The following is a 20,743-nucleotide window of genomic DNA, read 5'->3' as shown; positions in this document are numbered from 1 at the left end:
AAAGCTACCGAGCTAGCCGTCTGCGGAAACGTCTGCGTGGCAATGCCGGAGCCGAGATCGCCACCAATAACAAACTAGCGGCAACCGGTATGGGGGCGACAAAGAAACCGCACAACGCAACAAGCGAGAGCCAGAAAGCGGGATACGAAGTTATCGGGTCAACGAATCGTTTCAACGGCCAAAGCAGCACCACCACAGCGAGTGCACCCAACAGCGAAATCGAGTTCACGATGATCGATTGCAGATGGGCTTCAGACAAATCCGCGGGTAGAACGGGATCGAGGACAACTTGTTCATCCATTCGCTGGATCTGCTGAAGTTGATAACCTTTTAAATTGTCGCGATTGGAAAACAGAAACGGAATATCAATCGATCCACTGGAATAGCGTTTTACGTGCACCAACATCTGCGCATTAAGTTTCTCCCAGCTCGGCAATCCGGAAAGCGTCTCCCCGGCGAGACCGGAACGTTGATCCGCCGAGGTTTTTGCCGTAGAAAGCTCTTTTGACTGGCTCGTTGCTTTTGCCTTCGCATCTGTATCTGCGTTGCTACCTGTCGGTTTTGCCGTTACCTCCCATTGGACAGGAAACCCCGCTTCCGCTGCCAATTCTTCGTATCTGGCAATCATGGGGCGAATCCACGTGGTCGATTCCGCCGTGGGCCGTTCGGCGAGAATGTCGCTGGAATCGCTAATCATTTGCACAATGGATGCAGCTAACGATATCCCGCGTTGTTGGAGCATGGCCGCACGCGTCTGTTCCGGCGTTAGCCCCTCCATCTCCTTGTCGTGGTTTGCGATCGATTTGATCATTTTCGATGTTTCGGAATCATTCGATTCCGAAAAGGCATAGGTTGAAATCCATGCGTCATTAACGGGGACCGCCAAAATCGTGGCTGCAAAGTCGCTTTGCCGAGCACTAAACAATGGCACATCGAACATCACTTCGACACTTTGGGCGAGCCGACTAAGCGAGAGAGGCAACCGAATAACCTTGCCTCCATTGGCTTCGGCCGCCGCGACATCCGACGAGTCGGCGGGTGGCACCTCGGTCGAGTTGACGGCCTGGTTTGCTGTCCATGCCCCCAAGCAGGTTGCCCCACGTGGCAACGCAATATCGACCGATTCAAGCGAACCAGGAACCAAATCGAAACGCGACATAACGACAGTTCGTTTGTGCCCGGGAAACACTCGCGTGTCCGCAGTGATCACTTTTGCGATGCGATTTTGTTGTTGCAACGGAGCCAACTCAATTGACCATCCGTTGGCCGCCACTGCGAATGTCGCTCGAGGTCCGCCAAGATCCAAGTCATTCTGCTGGGCAACTTCCGCCCAAAACGGAGGAAGCTCTGCGGCCCGAACCGAGTTCGATCGCCAACGAATCGGTTCATTCGTCAAGCGGCTGGGGACCGAAACGTGGACGGACCGACTGCCTTCGCCCAGAATCTGAATCGACGGCACGCTGACCCGCGACTTGTCCGCCGTCGCGAGCGTTCCTTGAATCGAAATCACCCGCGTCTCGCGGACCTGTTCGTCGCACGAGACACGTATTAATTGTGTCGATACTTCGTTTGCAGGTTGGCGAGACCAACGAGCGGCGGACAATACATCAAGTGATTCACACCACCGGGTCGGGACCTGGATATCGATAAAATCGGGAAGTTTGCCTGGCCCAAACCGTGTCAACGAGTGCATGCTCCAGCGTCCCTCGCTCCACGACAACGTAATTAGTTGACTGGCGTCAAACCGGGTTGGACGGGTCGACGACCTCAGAACCATCGTGGGGATCCGCATTGCATCACCGACCATGCTCGAATTAAATTCGTAGCCAACGACCGGCACCCAGCCTTTTGCCAAATGGTCCAAGTCGCCTGTTGTTGCGCGTTCAACAAACTCATTGGGGGGACGAGTCGCGATTCGCACATCGAGCGATTGGTCACGCGTCACAAAGTAGCGATCCGTTGTATCCGAACTTGGGGCTAGCGTTAGCCTTGGCAAAGTAAACTTGCCCTTGGCAGGCAAATTCGACACCGCGATCGCTTCGACCACACTCGTCGATCGGTCGGAAAGGTCACCGAGCATGACTTCGGTGAACGCTTTGGAAACTAACGGTCGAGCATCGGTCGGTTGTCCATCGATGGCTAATTGCCGTAGCGAAACTCCGGCCGGTAGTTTCAGAATCCAACGCCGCGGTTGCTTGCTATTGTGAACGATCTCTGCTCGATAGCGAATTTCCAACGCATCGTCCGCAATATGAACTTGATGCGTCTGGGCAATGGTAGGTCGCGGCGACGGAACACTGACCAATTGGAACGACGGCAATTGACCAAACGCGACAAAAGTGCGATCAGGTTTGCCGCCACGATATCCTGACCAAACCGCTAGGAATTGGTCGTCGGTCAATGCATCCAAAGGCTCACGTGTCACCGGAAGAACACGAATTCCCGGATCACTGTTGATGCCAACCCAAGCAGGTTCACTATCGCCGGACATTGTCGGTACGACATCCGGAATGACCATCGATACGGCATCCTCGAACATATCTGCGTTGCTGACACGCGATGGCAATGTCCATAGCAATTGAATTGGACCGGGTGAGTCCAATAACGCCGCCAGCGTTACCTGCCGCCGTGTTGGGCTAAGCAGATCGGTTTGCCGAATTTCCCACGAGGTGGATACTACTGTGGGCATCAACGAATCACGAATCAGAAGTGAAACGGTGTCCCCCGCCGAGACTGCATAAGTCGGCTCGACCTGACATTCAACCGTGGTGTAATCCTTTCCAGCGTGAAGCCAATATCGTCGCCGTAGCGGCAGTGACGTCGTCGTCGGGGTACCTTGGTTAAAGTCGATCTCGATCGTCAGTTTTTCGATTGGTCCGAGTTCCGCAGTCCAGATTTGCAATTGACGCTGCGAAAGCACTTGGCCGGTCGATCCAATGATGCGTACGCGATCCAGTGTGCCACTGCCTTCGACGGTCAAACGCGATGAGGAGACGGGCGGCAATTTGACGTTCAATTGGCCTCGGTGCTCACTCGGCATCCAATCAGGAATTAGCGTCACTCGCAAGCGAAATCGTTCTCCCAGCGGCACACTTGCAATGACTTCCTCTTCGGTGCTGGCAACAAATTGAACGATGCGATCTTGTTCGTCTTGAACCAACTCGATTCGGCGAATTGTGTCGGGCGCGAACGGCAGTTTCACGCGGTCGGTAGCGCGATCCGTGTGAATGATATAGTCTGCATCGAGCAACAGCGTTCCCGGACGCAACGCTTCTTCATCGGATTCCACCCTCAGCCGATAACTTGCCGATTGGAACCGAGCGTCCTCGGGTTGCGATCGAGACGAAAGCGTTAGTAGCGATGTTTTTAATTCGCGAGGGACGTAAAGCTTGTCGCCAACAAGATTCCCCTGTTTGTCCACGGGAACCAATACGTCAACGCTTGGTTGGATCGGGGATGAGGCAGAGATTGCGGCTTTTGTATCGCTATTGGTGACGTTTGCATCCTGGGCATGCGAGCTACCCGATGCAAAGCTCAAAACTGCAACCAAGGCGATCACGCTAGGCGGTGCGGTCAACGAAAAATCCAAGGCGGCTTCCTCAGCTAACTGAGAATCATGCTGTTCATCGATCTGCTGCTGGCGTCGTTCGTCACGCTCCGCCATAAAAGTCCTCCAACGCAACGTACTGACCAACAAGGCCCCCATAATCGCGGGAACGATAAACCATCCGATCAAGATGGCGTGCCACGGCCACCACAAAGCGGCCATCATCGCCAGCAACACAACCATCATCAGATTGATGTAAAGCGATCGACGAGCAGCCGCCCAGCACAACGCAAACACCATGATCGCGGTCAACCATCCGAGGGCCAGCGCGTTGTTGCGGCGAATCAGCAGGATCTCGGTGCCCGCAGGCAATGTCAGCGTCGAACGGGGTGTCGCCGACAACGCGTCAATCCATAAAATGCCAGGCAAAAACGAGTCGGACGATGCACGAACCACCGATTGAGACTGCATCACCACTGCTGCGACGTCCACTGAAGGCACGGTGCATTTTCGCCACCATCGACGATGAATTTGTTGCCGACTCCACACCAATCGAACTCGTTGGCTGCGAATAGGCTTGATGGGCTGGACCACAAACGGCCGCTGGTCGAGGTCGAATGATTCGAGCGCCACTCCATTCTGTTCGACCGACACCAGTTGCAAATCGGAATCGTAGCGAATTTCCAGCGGCTTCGAGGCCGTGACTTGCAATATCGCTTCCACTCGGTCCGTGCCATGGCTGGACGCGACCAACGTGACATCTTGATGCCAGACAATATTGACATTGGGATTCGTTTTGCTTTTGGCGATGACGAGAGAGGGTTGGTCAACCGCATCGTATCGCAATCGTGTCTTGATCAAATTTGCCGGAGCCGATGATGACGCCACCTCGATTGAATCAGATTGCGTGGGTGACGACGTAGCGGTGTCGCTTTCGCCTGTTTCGCCAACTGGGGAAACAGCGGAGTGATCGTCTCGCCGCCCATCGATCAACTCATCGAGCCGAAAATTAGAGTCGACGGGAACACGCAAGACAGAATCGTCGCTCTGCTTGACCACGACACCTTCGCCGATCAAGACTTCCGAGGTCTGAGACGTGGCGTTAGGGATCACGGGAAGACGAATCGACATATCGGAAGTGAGCGGATAACGCCGTCGACCGACCAGACGTCTGCCGCGGAGGTTCCATTGCGAGACATCGATGGTGTACACACCATCCGAATCCGGGGATTCCAATATCACGTTTGACGCCGGCAAACTGATGGCGGCAAGACCGTCGGCTTGTCGCAAACTCCATGAAAACGCAGGGCGATCGTGGTCGGGCCCCGTTTGTGTGGTAATCGTCGGCGGCGAAGGATTTGTCGAGGACATTTCGATTACCAAATCCTCTAGCACCTCGTCATCCTGTTGCCGGATGACCATCGTGGTGGCAACGTCAAACGCGACGCTTGGCGGTTGCAGCATCAGCGTTGGGGTGCGTCCCGTCACGCAGCGCAGGTACATTGCGTTTTTACTGACCGGATCAAAAAATTCGCGAATCGGCTTGGCAATGTCATTGCGTTTTATCCGCTGGCTCAACAGCGACATTTGGCTGGACCAATCCAAGTCGTCGGGCGGTGTCACGGCAGCAATGAAGTCGCCTTGGACATCAACGAATCGCAGGAACCAGCTCTTCGGCACAATGATTTGTGGATCCGCTTGGATCAGCCTCGATTGCCCCGTCGCTTGGATCAGCAACTCGGAATCAAATACGTCACTGGCTTCGGGCCAAATCGTAAACTGAGAGTTTGCAGAGTTGATTGCGGGTGTCTCGATCACGCGTCCCGAGACAGCCAGCGTGATCGATTGCAATGCCCAACCACGCTGCAATTCGATCTTAATCGGCTCGATTCGCCGAGGATCCATCCGTACTTTCATCTGAGTTGACGCCGTAATCAATCCATCCGCTAACGCGAAACGAATCGCAGTGGATGACTCGCGTAATGGCGATGCTTTTGCAAGCCGCACGCTCGACCAAGCCGGAAAACCGGGCGGTTTTGCTGTAGATGTGGTCGTTTCGGTACCCGAGTTATCCACGGCATCGGATTGATTTTGTTTCGATTCACCTAGATTGAGAAAGCGATCGACGACGGCTTCATCGAGCGTGTAGGGAGGCCCGGTCGCCGAGATTTGGCGTGTCTGTTCAGCCTCGCTGGTTTCCGGCGAGAGGGTCCAACCGTCGGGCAATTTCCACTGGATCACTCGCAGCGGGTCCGTCATCGTCAAGTCAACCTTGCTGGTCACTTCCGAAACGACCGTGCCTTTGACTAAGAATTGCGGTTGTGGCAAGTTGCACCACCCATCGCTATCTTGCCAAACCGTTTGGCCTTTGATGGTCACCGATGTGGGTGTGTCCGACAGAGGCAATGAACCGGCAACCAAGTCAATGTCGATGCGGTTCACACCTTCCTCGATTAGCGTCGTGCTAAACGGAGTTTCGACTGCGTTGACCGAGATCGACGTGATTGCACTATCGCCTACAATCATTGACGGCAAACGATCGGGGACTTGCAGTTGCAGAATCGATTGATGCGTCCACACGACACGCGACGTGTCTATCGCGTATTGAGTGTATTGATTTCGCACCAAAAGTTCGCGTGGATTGTCACGCGAACCTTCACGCGTCGTCTTGAGGCGAACCCGTGACAATCCCCCCGCGTCGATGATGTAATAGCGAGCGTCGACACCTCGTGCACTCAGTTCGAGTTCCGGAGGTGGACTCGGCGACAAACGAACGACGCCGTCAAGCGATTCAACCGAAATGCCCTTGGGAACTTGCAGTACGATTCGTGTCTGAGGCGATGGCGGCAACCGCAAATCAAATTGTTTGACCAACCCCTGGGTGGAACTCTTCAAGCTCCAAGAGAATGAGAGCGAGGTATCACCATCAACAATTGCCATCAAGTTTCCGTCCGGCAGCGACTCGAGTCGTGGTATCGCCGATGTGTTGCTGACGTTGCCGTTACGAGCGGATGAATGTATGGCAAGATTGACTTCGCCCAATCGGCGACGGACGATCCCCTTATCATCGCACTGAATATCAAGCACCGAGCGATCGCTGATCAACGTATCGCCGTCTAATTGGATCACGTACAACGCATGACGCAGTCGACTGGCGTTGTCGTCCGGCACCAGACTACTGGCCAAATCGATGGCTTCCTTCAGTCGCAGCACCGAGATGGGCTGGAAATTCTCGGGAACAAGCTCGGTAAGCTGAGAATGGAATAGTGCAATCAGTCGTAGCCGTGTGCCGTCGGGCAAATGATCAGGCAGTACCGCCAAAGGATTCTCTGAGGTGACTGAGTCTGAGGCCTCAACGCTCTCACTGTCTGCGGATTCACCGTCGCCTGGTTCGCTGTCAACCCGTTCGCCGTCCGACGGCTCGCTGTCAACGGGGTCACTAGCGTCCTGATTTAGCATTGAACCAGAGCTGGCCTCGGCGGCGCCGCCGGCAACGTCTTCGGCAGCTGCAGTCGCTTCATCATCAACGGTATCAGCCGCTTGTGGCTGCGTTATCGAGGGCGAGTCTTGGCTCAGACAAGTCAGCGGCATAGCCAGAACGCTGACAAGAATGAACGTGCAAAGCCAAACGCAGCGACTCACGGTGTCACCTTATTCACGCTTGAGGCATGCGCCATCGAGCGGGTCGCTGAAATGGTACCGCGACTGGCGCCCGAGCTGTCCTTTTGCATTTGCGTCGAGCCATCAATTCGACGCGAGCGTGGTCGGGAATCAAGTGCGCTGCTGTGATCCCGTGATTGAACCATGGTCCTGATTGCTGACATCACCACGACCAACACGAGTGCAATCATGCCGAGTTGTCCTGCTAATACGGCAGCGTCCGGCGCAACCACCAACAATCCCGCAAACATCACCGCGGCGACCACAGCAAACAGCGGGTGCCGTGTCTGTGGCACAAAGGACAACAGGACTGCGATGAACAACACAATCGATCCGGTTGCTGCCCATAGAACCGTGCGAGACACGACTACCGCTCGAAAGGACCGTACATCCGATCCGACGTAAAGGTAGCGGTTTCCACGCGGAACTTCGATGAGGTCTGTTCCGCCAACCCAAGCCGCCATCGAACGCGACGTCTGAGTCGATTCGCGGTACAAACGCCAGCGATCAAAACGCCACGCCATCGAACGCCCTAGCGTCGGCGATGCCCAGATCACGTGCGAGTCTTGCGGGGTCACGATCTCCCAATAGACACGCCCAACGCCAATCGGAAGATCCAAAGCGGGCCCAATGCTTTCTGCCATCGTCGACGCATCCAACGGCAACCAGACTCTCAGGTCCACCAAGTGTGAAGTCCCATCGGCTGGCAATTGGATCACCAATGCGTTGGATTCGCGACGTACATTGGCGACGTTTCCATCCACCAATGCCTCGGCAGAAACCATGTAGTCGCCCGTCGGGAGCCCCAAACGCAGCTCGGGACTGCCTTCAACATCCGCAAGCAATTGCTCCATCCGCGTGGCATAACCGGCCGTCGTTCGCAGTACGGCTCTAGAGATAAATACGTCCTCGGTATCCGTCTGCCGCGATCGGACTCGCAAACGAAGCGGCTCGCGTGGCAACGCTTCCAATATCATGGTCGACTTGTCGTCGCCACGAGCGGTTGATGGTCGAGTGCGGTTATTCTCGGAATTCGAAGCTTCTTCCCCTCGGTCACTCTGGTTAGTCGTTGAGTCCGCGGCGACAATTTCAGTAGCGGCGTCGCCTTGCATCATCACCCGCATTGAGCCACGAAACGTCGTGTCGACGCCAAACGGCCGAGGAATGGCAACCGTTTCAATCTGGTCATTGTTCGTGGATTGGCGAAGGGGTCGCAGCAATTCCCAGCGTATCGCCATCGAACCGCTGGCCAATTGATCGGAAATCAATTCGTACCGATCATCACCACGCGACTCCAACACAGCCGGTTGATTGTTGACCTTGACCGTCCAACCGATTGGTGACACCAACGGTGCTACATTCGCCGTGGCCGCCTCCCCGGTGTCGCCTGATTTGCTAGGGTCGCTGCCGGCATCCTCGGTCGTAGCGAGGGAGGCCCCCCCGGTTTCAGTCGATGTTGTCGATCTGCGAGAATCGGGCGATGCGATTTGTATTGGCAGACGACCTTCTAAGTCTAAGGATGAATTGACAATCCAATCGAGCGTCGTGTGTAAGCTCTGTCCTTCGATTTCAATGGTTGCGTCACCCGCCAGCGATATCGTTGGCGATTGCTGAACCACATGACCTGCCAATTTCCCTGGCGCATCCGGTGGGATAATGCGATAGTTGGAACGCGGGGTTTCTACGGCCGTTGCATTTTCAGCATTAATGACACGATCGATATTTTGCGAGTCTTGCAGATCGACCACAAACGACATTCGCCCTTGGTTGGCTACTGAAACGGTCGAGGATTGGACCAGCATCGTATCTTCGATATCGGTGATCCGAGGCAACGTGAACGCAACGCCCTCATTTGCGTCGGCGTTGCCATCGGGTTGCAAACCGCTCGGCAAGTCATGTTCGGCAACAATCCGAATGGGTGAGGGATCGCCATTGGCAACCGATTCCATATAGATCTCGTGGAGATTGCCATTCAATCCCGTTTCGATCTGTTCCGAGGTCTCTTCGTTTTCAATCGAACGCAATCGCCATGATCCCATGTCGACTTTCAGCATCGTTCCTTCGGCGGCGCGACCACTCGAAAGGATTCGATACTTCACGCGGGCGATCGAGTCGTGCAGAGAAATCTCGGCCTCGGTTGATAGCCGCAATTGACGTCGCGTGGTCGCCAACCAGATCGGCAGGTCGAACGACGCGCGATCATAACGGAACAAATAAGATCGTCCGGTCTCTTCGGTCGGTTGCGCCAGAATGCTCTGCACCCAAGGCCGCGACCGCCATCTCAATCGGAAATCGTCGCCCGTAGAAACTTGGATCTCGCCGCGTTGACGAAGCGCCCCGATCACTTCCGGGGCACGAAAGATTAGCGGATTGGCTGCGTTGGGGTCACTCGCAGAAAACTGGATATCGAGATTCAAATCAATTCGTTGTTGACGCTCGCCTTCGGGAATCACGATATCAAGCACCGTCCCTTCACCATTGGTCGATGGTCCCGTCGGTGACACCGGGCTGATGATTTCGACCGATTGCCCATTGGATCCAAGCGTGGGTGTGTCAAGTAAAACGGCGTTCTCGGGCAGCCGCAATTTCAATGCATTGATGCTGCCACGCACGCTGCGGATGATCATCTGGCACGATGCAATCGGTTGGTCCTGGGGTGTATCCCACTGGACTACAATCCGGCTGTTATCGATTTCCAACAATGGCGCGCCGTCGGTCGCACGATCGCGTTTGCCCCAGCGAAGCGTAAACAAACCTCCGCCGCTTTCGATCACGAATTCGGCGAAATTGGCGGCCGAACGCTGCGTCTGCAACACTTCATCGCCTCGCCCGACAATCTCACCTGTAAATTGTTCGTCATCCGTTGTTATTCGCACGAGCGAGGGAACATCGGGCAGTTGGAATTGCAGCGAATGATTCGGTCCCGGTTCAACCCGCGCCGCGACGTTCATCGTGATCACGACGTCGCGACGACGATTTGTCTTGAGCATCAAAACGTGTCCGGATTCGCTACCCGAGACGGTCATGCGATATTCGTCCAGTCCGCTGACGTCCGGAGGTCCGAGCGGAATGAAATTTCGCATCCGTAACGGAATCGCAACCGTGCGTCCCGAAGTCGAATCGATCGTCAAGCGAATGACGATCTTCAGCTCGGCGCGTCCTTGTGACGCGGCACCCGTGATCTCTAGCGACTGAAAATCAAACGCTTGACTTCGAGAATCGACGCCCGCTTCCAAGTTCTGAAGCCGCTCGATTTCTTCGAACGTCGTGCCTGGCATTAGTACCGGCACGCCCGACTCATCAAGAAACAAAAATCCTTTGACTCGCAGCGGACTGCCGGAGTTGGGCTCCACCGTATCGCTGCTGGATTGAATGATGCTGCGGGGCGGCTCTGATCCTGGCCCCTGGGCATCTGCCACGCCAGCCAACATCGCTGTGATCCCAAATGTCATGATCCCAAACGCAAGAACCAGCAACGACGTGACTCGACGTTGGCGATTCATACGGGAAAGCGAAGCTGGTTTTAGTCGACGTTCTCCATTGCGCAATGTTTCCTCGCACGAAACTTCATTCCGTGTTGCTGAGTCGCAGCACGTACAAACGAAGCCGTTTAGAAGAGGAATCGATGGCATCACTAAGACGTGCAAGACAAGAGGGTCGCCGGAAAAGATTCAAGAAAAGTGGACACGCGACGGACATCGCAACCAAGGCACTTGCGAGCCGCCGAAACGACACGAGATAAATCGCGAAGAAACTTTGTCTCGACGTTATACCCTATAGTCTACGCAAGCTCCCCAACCCACAAAAGGAATTGAGTGAGCTATCCCACGCATATTACCACTGAAAAGACGAAAACGACGGATAACGCCGATAATCGCGCCAAACAAACCCCTCAATGCGAGTTTTCGCACCACCCATCAAGCGATTCGATGATGGGGACAGCAGCATTCTGGTTTCGAGTTTCCGAAAGAGAGAAAACGCGATCGCACAACCTTCGGATTCCTAAGCTGGCAGCGCTATCCCGGCCAAATGAGCTCTTTCGGATATCGCGGGTTCCAAGCAGTGGGAATGTGCCGGGTGAGTGTGTCTGTCGTCGATATGACCGCGTATTCCAAACTGGGTGCCGATGCGGTGCTTGAATCCGCACTCGGCTTCTGCCGATTTGCCAAGTTGCCGATTTTTCATCTATGTATCGGCCGGTTAATAAGTCGCGAATTCGCAATCGATCAAGGTCGTTCCACCTCAGCCGACGTGACTGCTGATTTAATTAGCCGTTTTGGCGTTAGCGGGCTGTTAATTAATCGAAATGCAAGACGCAGCGGTGAGCCGTGGGCCGTAAGGCACCGGGTCATGCATGGAACCCGGCCGCTCACGCGCGAGCGGCTCACTAATTCAACAGCCCGCCAGCCACGGTTCCGTCACCATTCAACTGGCGTTAGCCCAAGCGGCTAACTTAAACGCTGTGATGTCGTACAAAATCAGCAGTCGCCCAACGAAGCTTGGGGGAGCTACTAAAACTTTTGCCACGACGAGCGCAAACGCGGCACGACCACTCTTTGGAAGTCCAACCTGAGCGAAACGTGAGAGTTTCCTTGGACGACGTATCCAAGTGGCGTCCCCCAACTTGGAAATCCGTTCTCGTGATGCAATATCTTGCGTCTCACTGTCCAATACAAGTGGCGAAGGACGCGGCAGCTTTTGCAGACTTCAAAACAGAACAACACGGTCGGTGTCGGTGATCACACCAGCATGCTGGGACTTTCGCTTGCAAACTGCAAATCACACTTGGTATAACATCCATCCATGGCAAAACAGGAACAAGATCGAGAGGACCTACTTCGCGACGGACATCAAATGTCAATTCGCGGCGAGACAATCATCAACGGAATTGTCGTGACGATCGGTTTTCGCAGTCTCGGCCAATTAAGCATGTACTGCAGTGCCGACCCAGTATTTCAATTCAACGCCGATCATCAATTACGCCGCGTCTTTTTCGAGGGAGAACGCTTCGCCGCGGATGCGGGACGGCTGGTCCTTCTGCAGCGTCCGACACGGGGTGGAAAAGTTCAGTTCCAGGCAATCGATGTGCCCTCGTCCAAACAAGATGCCATCTTCACATCACTGGACCATTGGGCTGCTGAATTGCGGCTGGCGGCAGCAAACGAGGCCGCCGTTTGGAGAGTCGCCGACGAGCAAAACGACGTCTTTATCCGCCAGCTAAGAAATTGGCTCACTAAATTGCCCGTTTCCATCGACATCGCAGCAAACCCTGCTGTTTAGGTTCACGTTCCCTCGTGCTCGTTGCTTGTTTTTCGGTACGAACGTCAAGTACACTAGCGAATTCCAGATCTCAGTCCATTTCATGTTTCCCGCCAGGTATACGATGATCACCACTCGCGCTGCCGTGTTTGTTTCACTCGCGTTCGCCACAACACTCTCGCTCGCTGCGGATCGGCTAGTTTTCGAGCCTGCTGCGGGAACTTCCAACGGTCGCCATATCGTTTTGATTTCAGGCGACGAAGAATATCGCACCGAAGAATCGTGTCCGATGCTCGGTAAAATACTCAGCCAACGACACGGATTTAAATGCACCGTGCTGTTTGCAATTGACCAAGCAACAGGCGTCATCAACCCCAACAATAATTCAAACATCCCTGGACTCGAAACGTTGGCCGATGCTGATTTGATGATCATCGGAACGCGCTGGCGAGTTTTGCCCGATGATCAGATGGCGCCCATCTTGGACTACCTGAATGCCGGGAAACCGGTCATCGGATTCCGTACCTCGACACACGCTTTTAAAAGCGGCAAGTTTGGCGGCTACAACTGGGCTAACTTTGGCATCAAAGTGATCGGCGAGAATTGGCACAGCCATCACGGACAGCACAAAGTACAAGGTGGCCGAGCGGTCGTCGTCAAAGAGAACGCCGACCACCCCATCCTGAACTCGGTGTCGGATATCTACACCGCCTCGGATATCTACGGTGTCGTGCATTTGGATCAACAAGCAGCGACGGTGTTGTTGCGAGGTGCGGTGATCGCGGCGCTCGATCCCGATGCACCGATCGTCGAAGGACCAGTCAATGATCCGATGATGCCGCTGGCGTGGCTCAAAAGCTACCAAGCACCCTCAGGCGAAAAAGAAGGCCAATGTTTTGCAACCACTGCGGGTGCCGCAGTCGATTTCCTGAGCGAAGACTTACGACGTTTGTTGGTCAACGCCAGCTACTTTTTGACGGGCCAAGACGTTCCCCAAAAAGCGGATGTCAGCTATGTGGATCCCTACGATCCCTCGTTTTATGGTTTTCAGCCCGAAAACTATTTCGTCGAGCGTGGTTTGAAGCCCGAAGACCTGGAGCTTGGAAAATCAGCCAAGTCGATCCAGTAAGCGGCGGGCCGTTTTCGGGCAACAGATCGAGACGTTCCACGCAGGCGGATTACCTCCGTTTGATCCAGACAAAATAGGGGCGAACGTGTCGATGACTTTGGGTGTCGATCCGGTATCCACGCCATCGTGGCGGATGAGGGGAGATTTCGGTCCTTAACGGGGTAAGTCCTGAGCGGTCCGGCCCCATCCCCTCTACGTGGATGTGGTTCCAGAGTATCGTTGCTATCTGATCGTTGCCCCCCTTAAACAAACCCGAGTATCCTCTTGGATTCGTCCGCAAAAACTGCCGCTGCTTCGACGTTGGATTTGCGTTTCGGATTCTTCTGCGCGATCGCTGCACATACTCTGTGGGGTTTGTTTCCGATTTATTGGCGACAACTCAGCCACCTGGACGCCACGGAATTGGTATGGCATCGCATCCTATGGTCCTTTTTGATGCTCTGCCTTGTCCTCCCCTTTGTGCTCCGCAAGGGAAACCTCGGGGGGTACCAAGCGTTTGCAATCGCGATTCGAAACCCAAAGAATTGGGCGATCTATTCCCTCGCTGCGGTCATGATTGCCATCAATTGGTTTGCGTTCTTGTGGGCAGTGAAGCACAACCGCGTGCTCGAAGCATCGCTCGGATACTACATCAACCCGCTGTTGAACGTGATGCTGGGGGTGATCGTACTTGGTGAGAAGCTCGGACGAATCCAGTGGCTTGCCGTTGCGGTCGCTGCGGTCGGGGTTTCCGTAATGTCGATTGCGGGTGGCAGCATTCCCTGGGTGTCGCTGGTGATGGCCAGTTCATTTGCGTTTTACGGACTGATCAAAAAGAAGACCAACTTGCCCGCGATCATGGGATTGTGGTTCGAGATGGCGATCTTGTTTCTGCCAGCGCTCTATATGCTTGGTTCCAAAGCGATGGCTGGCGATAGTGCGATGATCGGGGCCAGTTCCACCGTGACGCTGATGTTGATCGGCGGCGGCTTGGTCACGATCACCCCGCTGATGCTGTTTGCCGCAGCCGTGCGACGGGTCAACTTGTCAACGATTGGGATTTTGCAATACATCGGTCCAACGCTGCAGTTCATCGTCGGAGCGTTCGTGTTCGGTGAACCTCTCGATGGATGGCGGATCATCGGATTCGGGTTCGTCTGGGTCGGACTTGTGATCTTTTTGGTCAGTCCCACGCTGCGGTTGCGGTTGGCCAGCAAGCAAGTTGCCCTCAGCCGCAACTAGACCTTTAAGTAGCGGAACTCGTCAACGGGCTGTTGATTTATTCGAAATACAAATCGTGGTGGTGAGCCGTGGGCCGTAAGGCACCGGGTAATGCGTGGAACCCGGCCGCCCACGCGTCACGGCTCACTAAATCAACAAGCCGTCAAGAGTTTCGTTCCCCGACCGCTTCCTCCCACTCTCCGCCGAAAGTCTTCGCGCCTTTCGCTACCCCCACACGTCCTCCAATCACGCCCCCATCCCCATCAGCGCGCGATTAGCGTATTGGCAAACGAATTCGCACCCAAATTCTCTTAATGGCGTTGGCTAGCCACGATTGACTGGCATCCTCGCCACGTCCGCTATCCAGTGCACGACCGCTGTGCAAGGCCTCAACCGTGCACTTCATGCGAACCATCACTTTGGAAATCAGTTGACGTTGTCGGGCTCGTTACGACGATCTGGTTCCTATACGCCACGGTTGGTCTGAGTCAGACATCAACCGATCCTCGATGCTTCGTTTCTCCAATCCATGTCACTTCGCGTCACCCCCTCCCAAAAACGGTGACACGAAGACTGCTAGGGCTTTGTTTGTCATGACAAGATATCGCCACCGCTACTTCTTTCTCGGTTTGCTGCTCGTATTGCTCGGCGTTCAGTTTCGTATGGTGGATTCCTTTGTACTGAACGAATCCACGACGCGGACGCTAGCTCGGTTTAGCGAAACCAGCACCGCAAGCAATACCCCGAGCTTGGGTTCGCTCCTAATACGTGTCCATCCGAAACCAATGAAGCGAGTCGAACCGCCACGTTGGCTCGGATTGTCGATGATCGCATTTGGCGCCGTGATTACGTTGCATGCGTTTGCGATGCCAAAAGAAAATTAAGAGTTGCGGCGTTTGCTGCGTTTTGTTCTGTCCGTTCCCGGCCTGCATGGAAGCCGTTATCCGAGGAACTGTTTCATCCCCTGAAACTGTTACCACAACGATATTCCATCATGCTGCTACTACCGCTATTGCTGTTGTGGGCCCGTACGCCGATGTATTTTTCGCGTTATTTGATGGCTGGTCTGATCCCCACGACAACGCTGATCGCGGTGCTGACTCCGTTGTTTGTGTTCACGATCGATGGTAACGCGTCGGCTGCCGACCGATTCGGCGACGATTCGCAACAGGCTGTAGCAGGACAAAACCGTAGCGATTTTGATGGACTCAGTACGCTCGCAACGCGACACGGCGATGCCCTCGGTAGCGATACACGCAACCCCGGGCTGGGGCAAGCCAATTCGCTGCGCCAGCAGCTGCGAGAAGGAACCATCATGCCTCAAATTACTGGGCAAATCTCGATGTCCGGTCGCCGCTGGGTATTTACCCCCATTGCTGAAAAACAAATCGACAACAATTCTCCCGCCAATCGCTTGCGAAAAATCGAGTCACGTACTCGCCAGACGGTTAATGCTGGATCGACTTCCCGCACGTTCGAAACCTCGCTCGAGGTCTACGAGCAAGCAACGCCTGCGAAAAACGCTCGCAGTGAACCGAAGTCGATCGAGATTCTTGAAAACCTCGTTTTGCAACGCGTCGTCAACGCCATTCGAGCGGACGCAAACGACAATCAATGGACGATCACCGCGCGGGCGACCGAGTTCTTTGACGAAAATCGGCTGATATTGTTGACGGCACAGCGGTCAGGCAAATAAATGCATCATTCGGGGCTTTGCATGCCGACGAAGATCACAAGTCCGATGAACGCCAAGATGAAAGTCCCAACGATCGCGAGCAGCGACCCGCCCACGATCCAGACCATTTTTCCGGTGTCCGTGCCTCGTTTGGGTGAAGCGGACATCAAAGCATTGGTCAAAAACTGAGCCGCGATCGAACCGTACAATAGCGGCGTGAAAAATAGTCCTCCGATACCTCGCAACCCCGCGCTGACTTTGCCTTGGATCAGGTAGCTACCCAGTAGTGTCGACACGACCACCAAGGCCAAAAAGCCGAGGGCGATCGTGACGAGCGATAGCGTCGCACGCGGCCACCCTTCTTCGCAGCTGTAGACTCGCCCCAGCGGTGGTATCAATAACATCGCCGCTAACGCACAGCCCAGTAACGGTTCCGAGCCGGTTACAAAATACGCGGCGACCAACAGAATGCCACTGAGCACGCAGACGCCGACCCAGGTCGAGCTACGGATTTGATGTTCTGACAACGCCAAACGGCCAAATTTGCTCGTTCGCAAAACCAGATTAAACAACGGACTGGCAACCCAAGTCATCAGCGCAAACGCGATGTAGGCAATCAACAACGGTTGCAACCATGGTGACCACTGCGGATGATCGTCCGCGAATCCCGACAGCAATCGAAAGCCAATGTAAGCACCGATGATCACGCCCCACTGAGCTTTCTGTTGCAGTTTCTGCATCCACAGAAACCAGTTCAGCATGATGCGGTAGATGAAATAGCGAGACTTCATCGCTTCGATAATGCCCGCGCGTGCCCATTCCATTTCTGGGTTCAACCGCAGGGCCTCGCGAAAGTGTTCCATCGCCTTCTCGGGCTGGTTCTGCTCTAGCAGTGTCCATCCCATGTTCGCATGCGCATACTCGTCCTCAGGAGCCCGTTTCAGCGCAGCTCCGATCGCCTCTTGAGCCTCAATCTTGCGTCCCAATTTGACCAGTGCCATCGCACGTAGATTGGTGCACGTCACCGACTCGGCATCTAACGACAACCCCGTTTCGGCCGCGTCGAGGGCTTCTTGCCAACGATGTTGGTTGAACTGAACTTCAGCAAGCTTTGCAAAATAGTCCGGATTGTACGGATCCATCCCCACTGCGGTTTCGATCGCCGTTTGGGCTGCTGCGTATTGGTTGCGATTGGCCAATACGATCGACTGAGCGTAAAAGACAAATGCCTGGTCCGGTGACAAATGAATCGCCAATTCCGATTCCGCTTGCGCATCGGCGTATTGTTTCGTCTCCGAGAAACAGATCGCGAGTATGGCATGGCCCGTCGCGTTGTCAGGCTCGACCGCCAGCAGTTGCCGCAATTCATCGATGGCCATCTCGTGACGAGACTGATCCAGCAGCATTAACGCGCGTTGTAGGTGTCCGTTCATAGATTCAAGTACTTTAACACGTCGTCGTAAATGCCGCCCTGATTCGAATAGATCGCGTAATTGCGAGCCGTGGAAAACCATTCTCGAGTGGTTGGACGTAGCGTTTTCGCAGAGCCAATCAAATCTTTGGTCACAAGCGGTTTAGGGATGCCTTCTTTCAGTGCGATTCGTAGCTTTTCTTCGATCGCTTGATCGACCACCGCCTTCATATCCGCGCCCGAGAACTCGGCCGTTTTCTTCGCAACTTGGGCAAAATCGATTGCATCCTGAGGTTTGCCCTTCAGATGGATCCGCAGAACCGAAGCACGTGCATCGGTATCGGGTGGCGGGACAAATAAGACGCGGTCAAAACGTCCTGGGCGCCTGAACGCTGGGTCAACGTGCCAGGGCGCGTTGGTGGCGGCCAAAACCAAAACACCTTCGTTCGATTTGTCGACGCCGTCCATCTCGGACAGGAATTGATTGATCACATGACGCCCTGCTCCGCTGCTCATGTCACTGCGGCGACCGCCGAGCGCATCCACTTCGTCAAAGAACAACACGCAAGGTTTGTTGTAGCGAGCCTGTTCGAAGATCTGTGCCAAGTTTCGCTCGCTCTGGCCCGTCCACATGTCCAACACATCGCTGATGCCGACCGAGATAAACCCCGCCCCAAGCTCGCCGGCCGTCGCACGTGCCAAATACGTCTTGCCACAGCCTGGCGGTCCATACATCAAAATACCACCACCAATCTTTTTGCCATACGCTTCGTACATCTCGGGATGTTGCAGCGGGTACAGGATCTTCAGCCGAATCTCATCCTTCAACTTCTCCATCCCACCGACATCCTCGAATTTGATTTTGGGACGTTCGATTTCAGAGACAAAATCCTCTGCCTCGGGTTGTGTCGACTCACGACTGCGTCCTTCGACGACATCACCATCCTGGTATTTTTCGCCTACGCCAAGTTGATCGCCGAGAATTGGATCGGCGCTAGTCGGATCGCGTTCGAGTGCCTCTTTGTACTGGATCACCGCATCTCGCACTTTGCCTTCGCCCAACAGCAATTTGGCGAGCACCACAAACGCTTTTGCGGGGGCGGTTTGAGACCGGCACAGATCTTCGAGGATCACCATCGCCTTGCTCTGCTCATCTTGCGACAGATACGCGGATGCCAGGCCAAATTTAACGTCCGCGTTCTCTGGCGAAAGCGACAGCGCATTTCGGTACTCCGTCGCAGCCTCGTCGAATCGACCGTAGGTGGACAACGTTTGAGCAAGATGAACACGGAGCGGCAGATTGTCGGGCGAAACCTTCAAGGCCTCACGCAGTCCACGGATGGCTTCGTCTTCGGGCGACATAATCGAATCTTGGCGGGAGGAACGGGCAGAACGGCGTCCCAAGATTGTACGAGCTGAGTGATCGTGTTCCTAGCCGAGCAGACCTGATTACGAACAAGTTCTAGGCGATCACAGCGTGCACTCTCGCGGCAGTCCGTCGGCCCACAAACTCAGCGGTTTTCCGGCGTGTTAAACTTCTTTGTAAAATTCGAGGCCGATACCGCAACGCAGTAAAGCATTTCGTAGCGGAACTCGTCAAGCGTTTCGATCCACGGCGAGTACCCCCGAAACTCTCTGCGAGTTTCGCTGCGATCTGCTCGCCGGCGCACCATGGCGTGAACAGTTCAAGTCAGCACGGCCGAAACCGCCAGTGCGACATCAATTGCTGGCGACAATATCCGTTGCAGGTTCTCGATTTTGGATGTCTTGAACCCGTTCTTCTCGGATCGCCATCAAAACACAAGAAATCGCCCAACCGAGTACAGCGACCAAAGAAACGAACACGGATCGAGTCATGCCCGTGACACCCCTAGCGATTGCCGAGGGTTCAATTTGAGTTCCGCTCAACGAATCGCGAAGGCCTAACAGCGATGACACGTTCCAGGCGACGACCAATAGAATTAACACCAGACTCAGCGTGGCAACGAGGAAACTCGGTCGACGCCAAAGTGATGAACCCGCGAGTTGATCTGATTTCGCTGAAATCGCTACCGCTACAAACACCATCGTGGACGCGACTAGCAGACAAGACCAACCGAAAAGCAACGGTATTTTGCTTGAGACGACTCCTTGCTCAAATGACTCGGGATCGATCGTCGCTGCCGTTGCTAAACTGCGAAAAGCGGACTCCAGTTGCAGGGTGCCGACACCAATGCCTAATGCTGCTAGGCAGAACACCACAGCGGCGAAAGCAATAGTAATCCGCGGCAGGGTTCCGTCGATCCGTGAACGCATTGCCATGACCATTCCCAATGCAACAAGTACCAACCCGATTTGTCCCGAGATCGAATGTATCGGCAACTGTACAGCGGGATCAGAATTCGGGACCATCAACTCACTAATTTGAGACATCACGTCAAAGGTAGCCAGCGACGAGAACAACAGCACCAAAGTTGCTGAGACCGGCAGCAATAGGAAATAGATAGTCTTAATGAAGCGTGTCTTATTCATGAATATCGTCCTCGTAAGAATGGTACCGTACGTCTTTGTGAAGCGGTAATTCTTGCAAGTGATGCAGGTTCCGCCCAACAGGTTTCATCAAGTAAGGATGCTTACGCCACGTCATGCTTGTCGGGCAGCACAAACAGTAACGTGAATCCCATGATTACAGCGTCTCCCAACAACCCCAGCGTTCTTGAGTCGCCTTTGTCTTCACAGCAGACCATCGCTCCGATTACGAGCAACTGCAAATCAACCATGAACACGATTGCAACAACGACAACATACGGTTTACTCACCTACGACGATGATCGTTCGAGTCAACCCAACGCTGTGAAGCTTTTTGTAGCGGAGGCCGTCAAG

General features: G+C 54.5%; 11 protein-coding genes. 5 read left to right on the top strand and 6 right to left on the bottom strand.

Annotated elements, in window-relative coordinates; genetic code table 11:
• Positions 1–4: 4 nt before the first annotated feature.
• Positions 5–7,189, bottom strand: a complete 7,185-nt coding sequence (locus tag SH528x_RS19450; RefSeq protein WP_442505115.1) for a hypothetical protein — start codon at positions 7,187–7,189, stop codon at positions 5–7.
• Positions 7,186–10,710, bottom strand: a complete 3,525-nt coding sequence (locus SH528x_RS19445) for a hypothetical protein (RefSeq protein ID WP_442505114.1) — start codon at positions 10,708–10,710, stop codon at positions 7,186–7,188. Before SH528x_RS19445 ends, SH528x_RS19450 begins: the two co-directional genes overlap by 4 nt.
• Before the next feature lie 1,300 nt (positions 10,711–12,010).
• Between SH528x_RS19445 and SH528x_RS19440 the strand changes: the two genes are divergently transcribed.
• The 5 genes from SH528x_RS19440 (at position 12,011) to SH528x_RS19420 (ending at position 16,491) form a co-directional block, all read left to right on the top strand.
• Positions 12,011–12,487, top strand: coding sequence for a hypothetical protein (locus SH528x_RS19440; RefSeq protein ID WP_442505113.1), 477 nt, complete (start codon positions 12,011–12,013; stop codon positions 12,485–12,487).
• A 103-nt stretch (positions 12,488–12,590) separates the two neighbouring features.
• Entirely contained in the window at positions 12,591–13,595 is a 1,005-nt protein-coding gene (locus tag SH528x_RS19435) for a ThuA domain-containing protein (protein ID WP_442505112.1), read from the top strand.
• A gap of 264 nt (positions 13,596–13,859) precedes the next feature.
• A complete protein-coding gene (gene rarD / locus SH528x_RS19430) occupies positions 13,860–14,816 on the top strand; it encodes an EamA family transporter RarD (protein WP_442505111.1) in 957 nt (318 codons plus the stop codon).
• Between the two features lie 572 nt (positions 14,817–15,388).
• On the top strand, positions 15,389–15,679 hold the full coding sequence (locus SH528x_RS19425; RefSeq protein WP_442505110.1) for a hypothetical protein: 291 nt from the start codon (positions 15,389–15,391) through the stop codon (positions 15,677–15,679).
• Between the two features lie 110 nt (positions 15,680–15,789).
• Positions 15,790–16,491, top strand: coding sequence for a hypothetical protein (locus tag SH528x_RS19420; protein ID WP_442505109.1), 702 nt, complete (start codon positions 15,790–15,792; stop codon positions 16,489–16,491).
• 5 nt (positions 16,492–16,496) lie between these two features.
• Here SH528x_RS19420 and SH528x_RS19415 read toward each other — a convergent pair whose 3' ends face one another.
• From SH528x_RS19415 to SH528x_RS19400, 4 genes are all read right to left on the bottom strand, one after another.
• Positions 16,497–17,903 carry a tetratricopeptide repeat protein gene (locus SH528x_RS19415; RefSeq protein WP_442505108.1) on the bottom strand — a complete coding sequence of 469 codons (1,407 nt, stop codon included), beginning with the start codon at positions 17,901–17,903 and terminating at the stop codon, positions 16,497–16,499.
• A complete protein-coding gene (locus tag SH528x_RS19410; protein ID WP_442505107.1) occupies positions 17,900–19,243 on the bottom strand; it encodes an AAA family ATPase in 1,344 nt (447 codons plus the stop codon). The genes SH528x_RS19415 and SH528x_RS19410 overlap by 4 nt, the downstream gene beginning before the upstream one ends.
• Positions 19,244–19,600: 357 nt before the next feature.
• A complete protein-coding gene (locus tag SH528x_RS19405; protein WP_442505106.1) occupies positions 19,601–20,392 on the bottom strand; it encodes a hypothetical protein in 792 nt (263 codons plus the stop codon).
• A 101-nt stretch (positions 20,393–20,493) separates the two neighbouring features.
• On the bottom strand, positions 20,494–20,679 hold the full coding sequence (locus SH528x_RS19400) for a hypothetical protein (protein WP_442505105.1): 186 nt from the start codon (positions 20,677–20,679) through the stop codon (positions 20,494–20,496).
• Positions 20,680–20,743: the final 64 nt, after the last annotated feature.

The organism is Novipirellula methanifontis (assembly GCF_052161655.1).
GTDB lineage: Bacteria > Planctomycetota > Planctomycetia > Pirellulales > Pirellulaceae > Novipirellula.
This window is presented reverse-complemented; position numbering and strand designations above follow the sequence as displayed.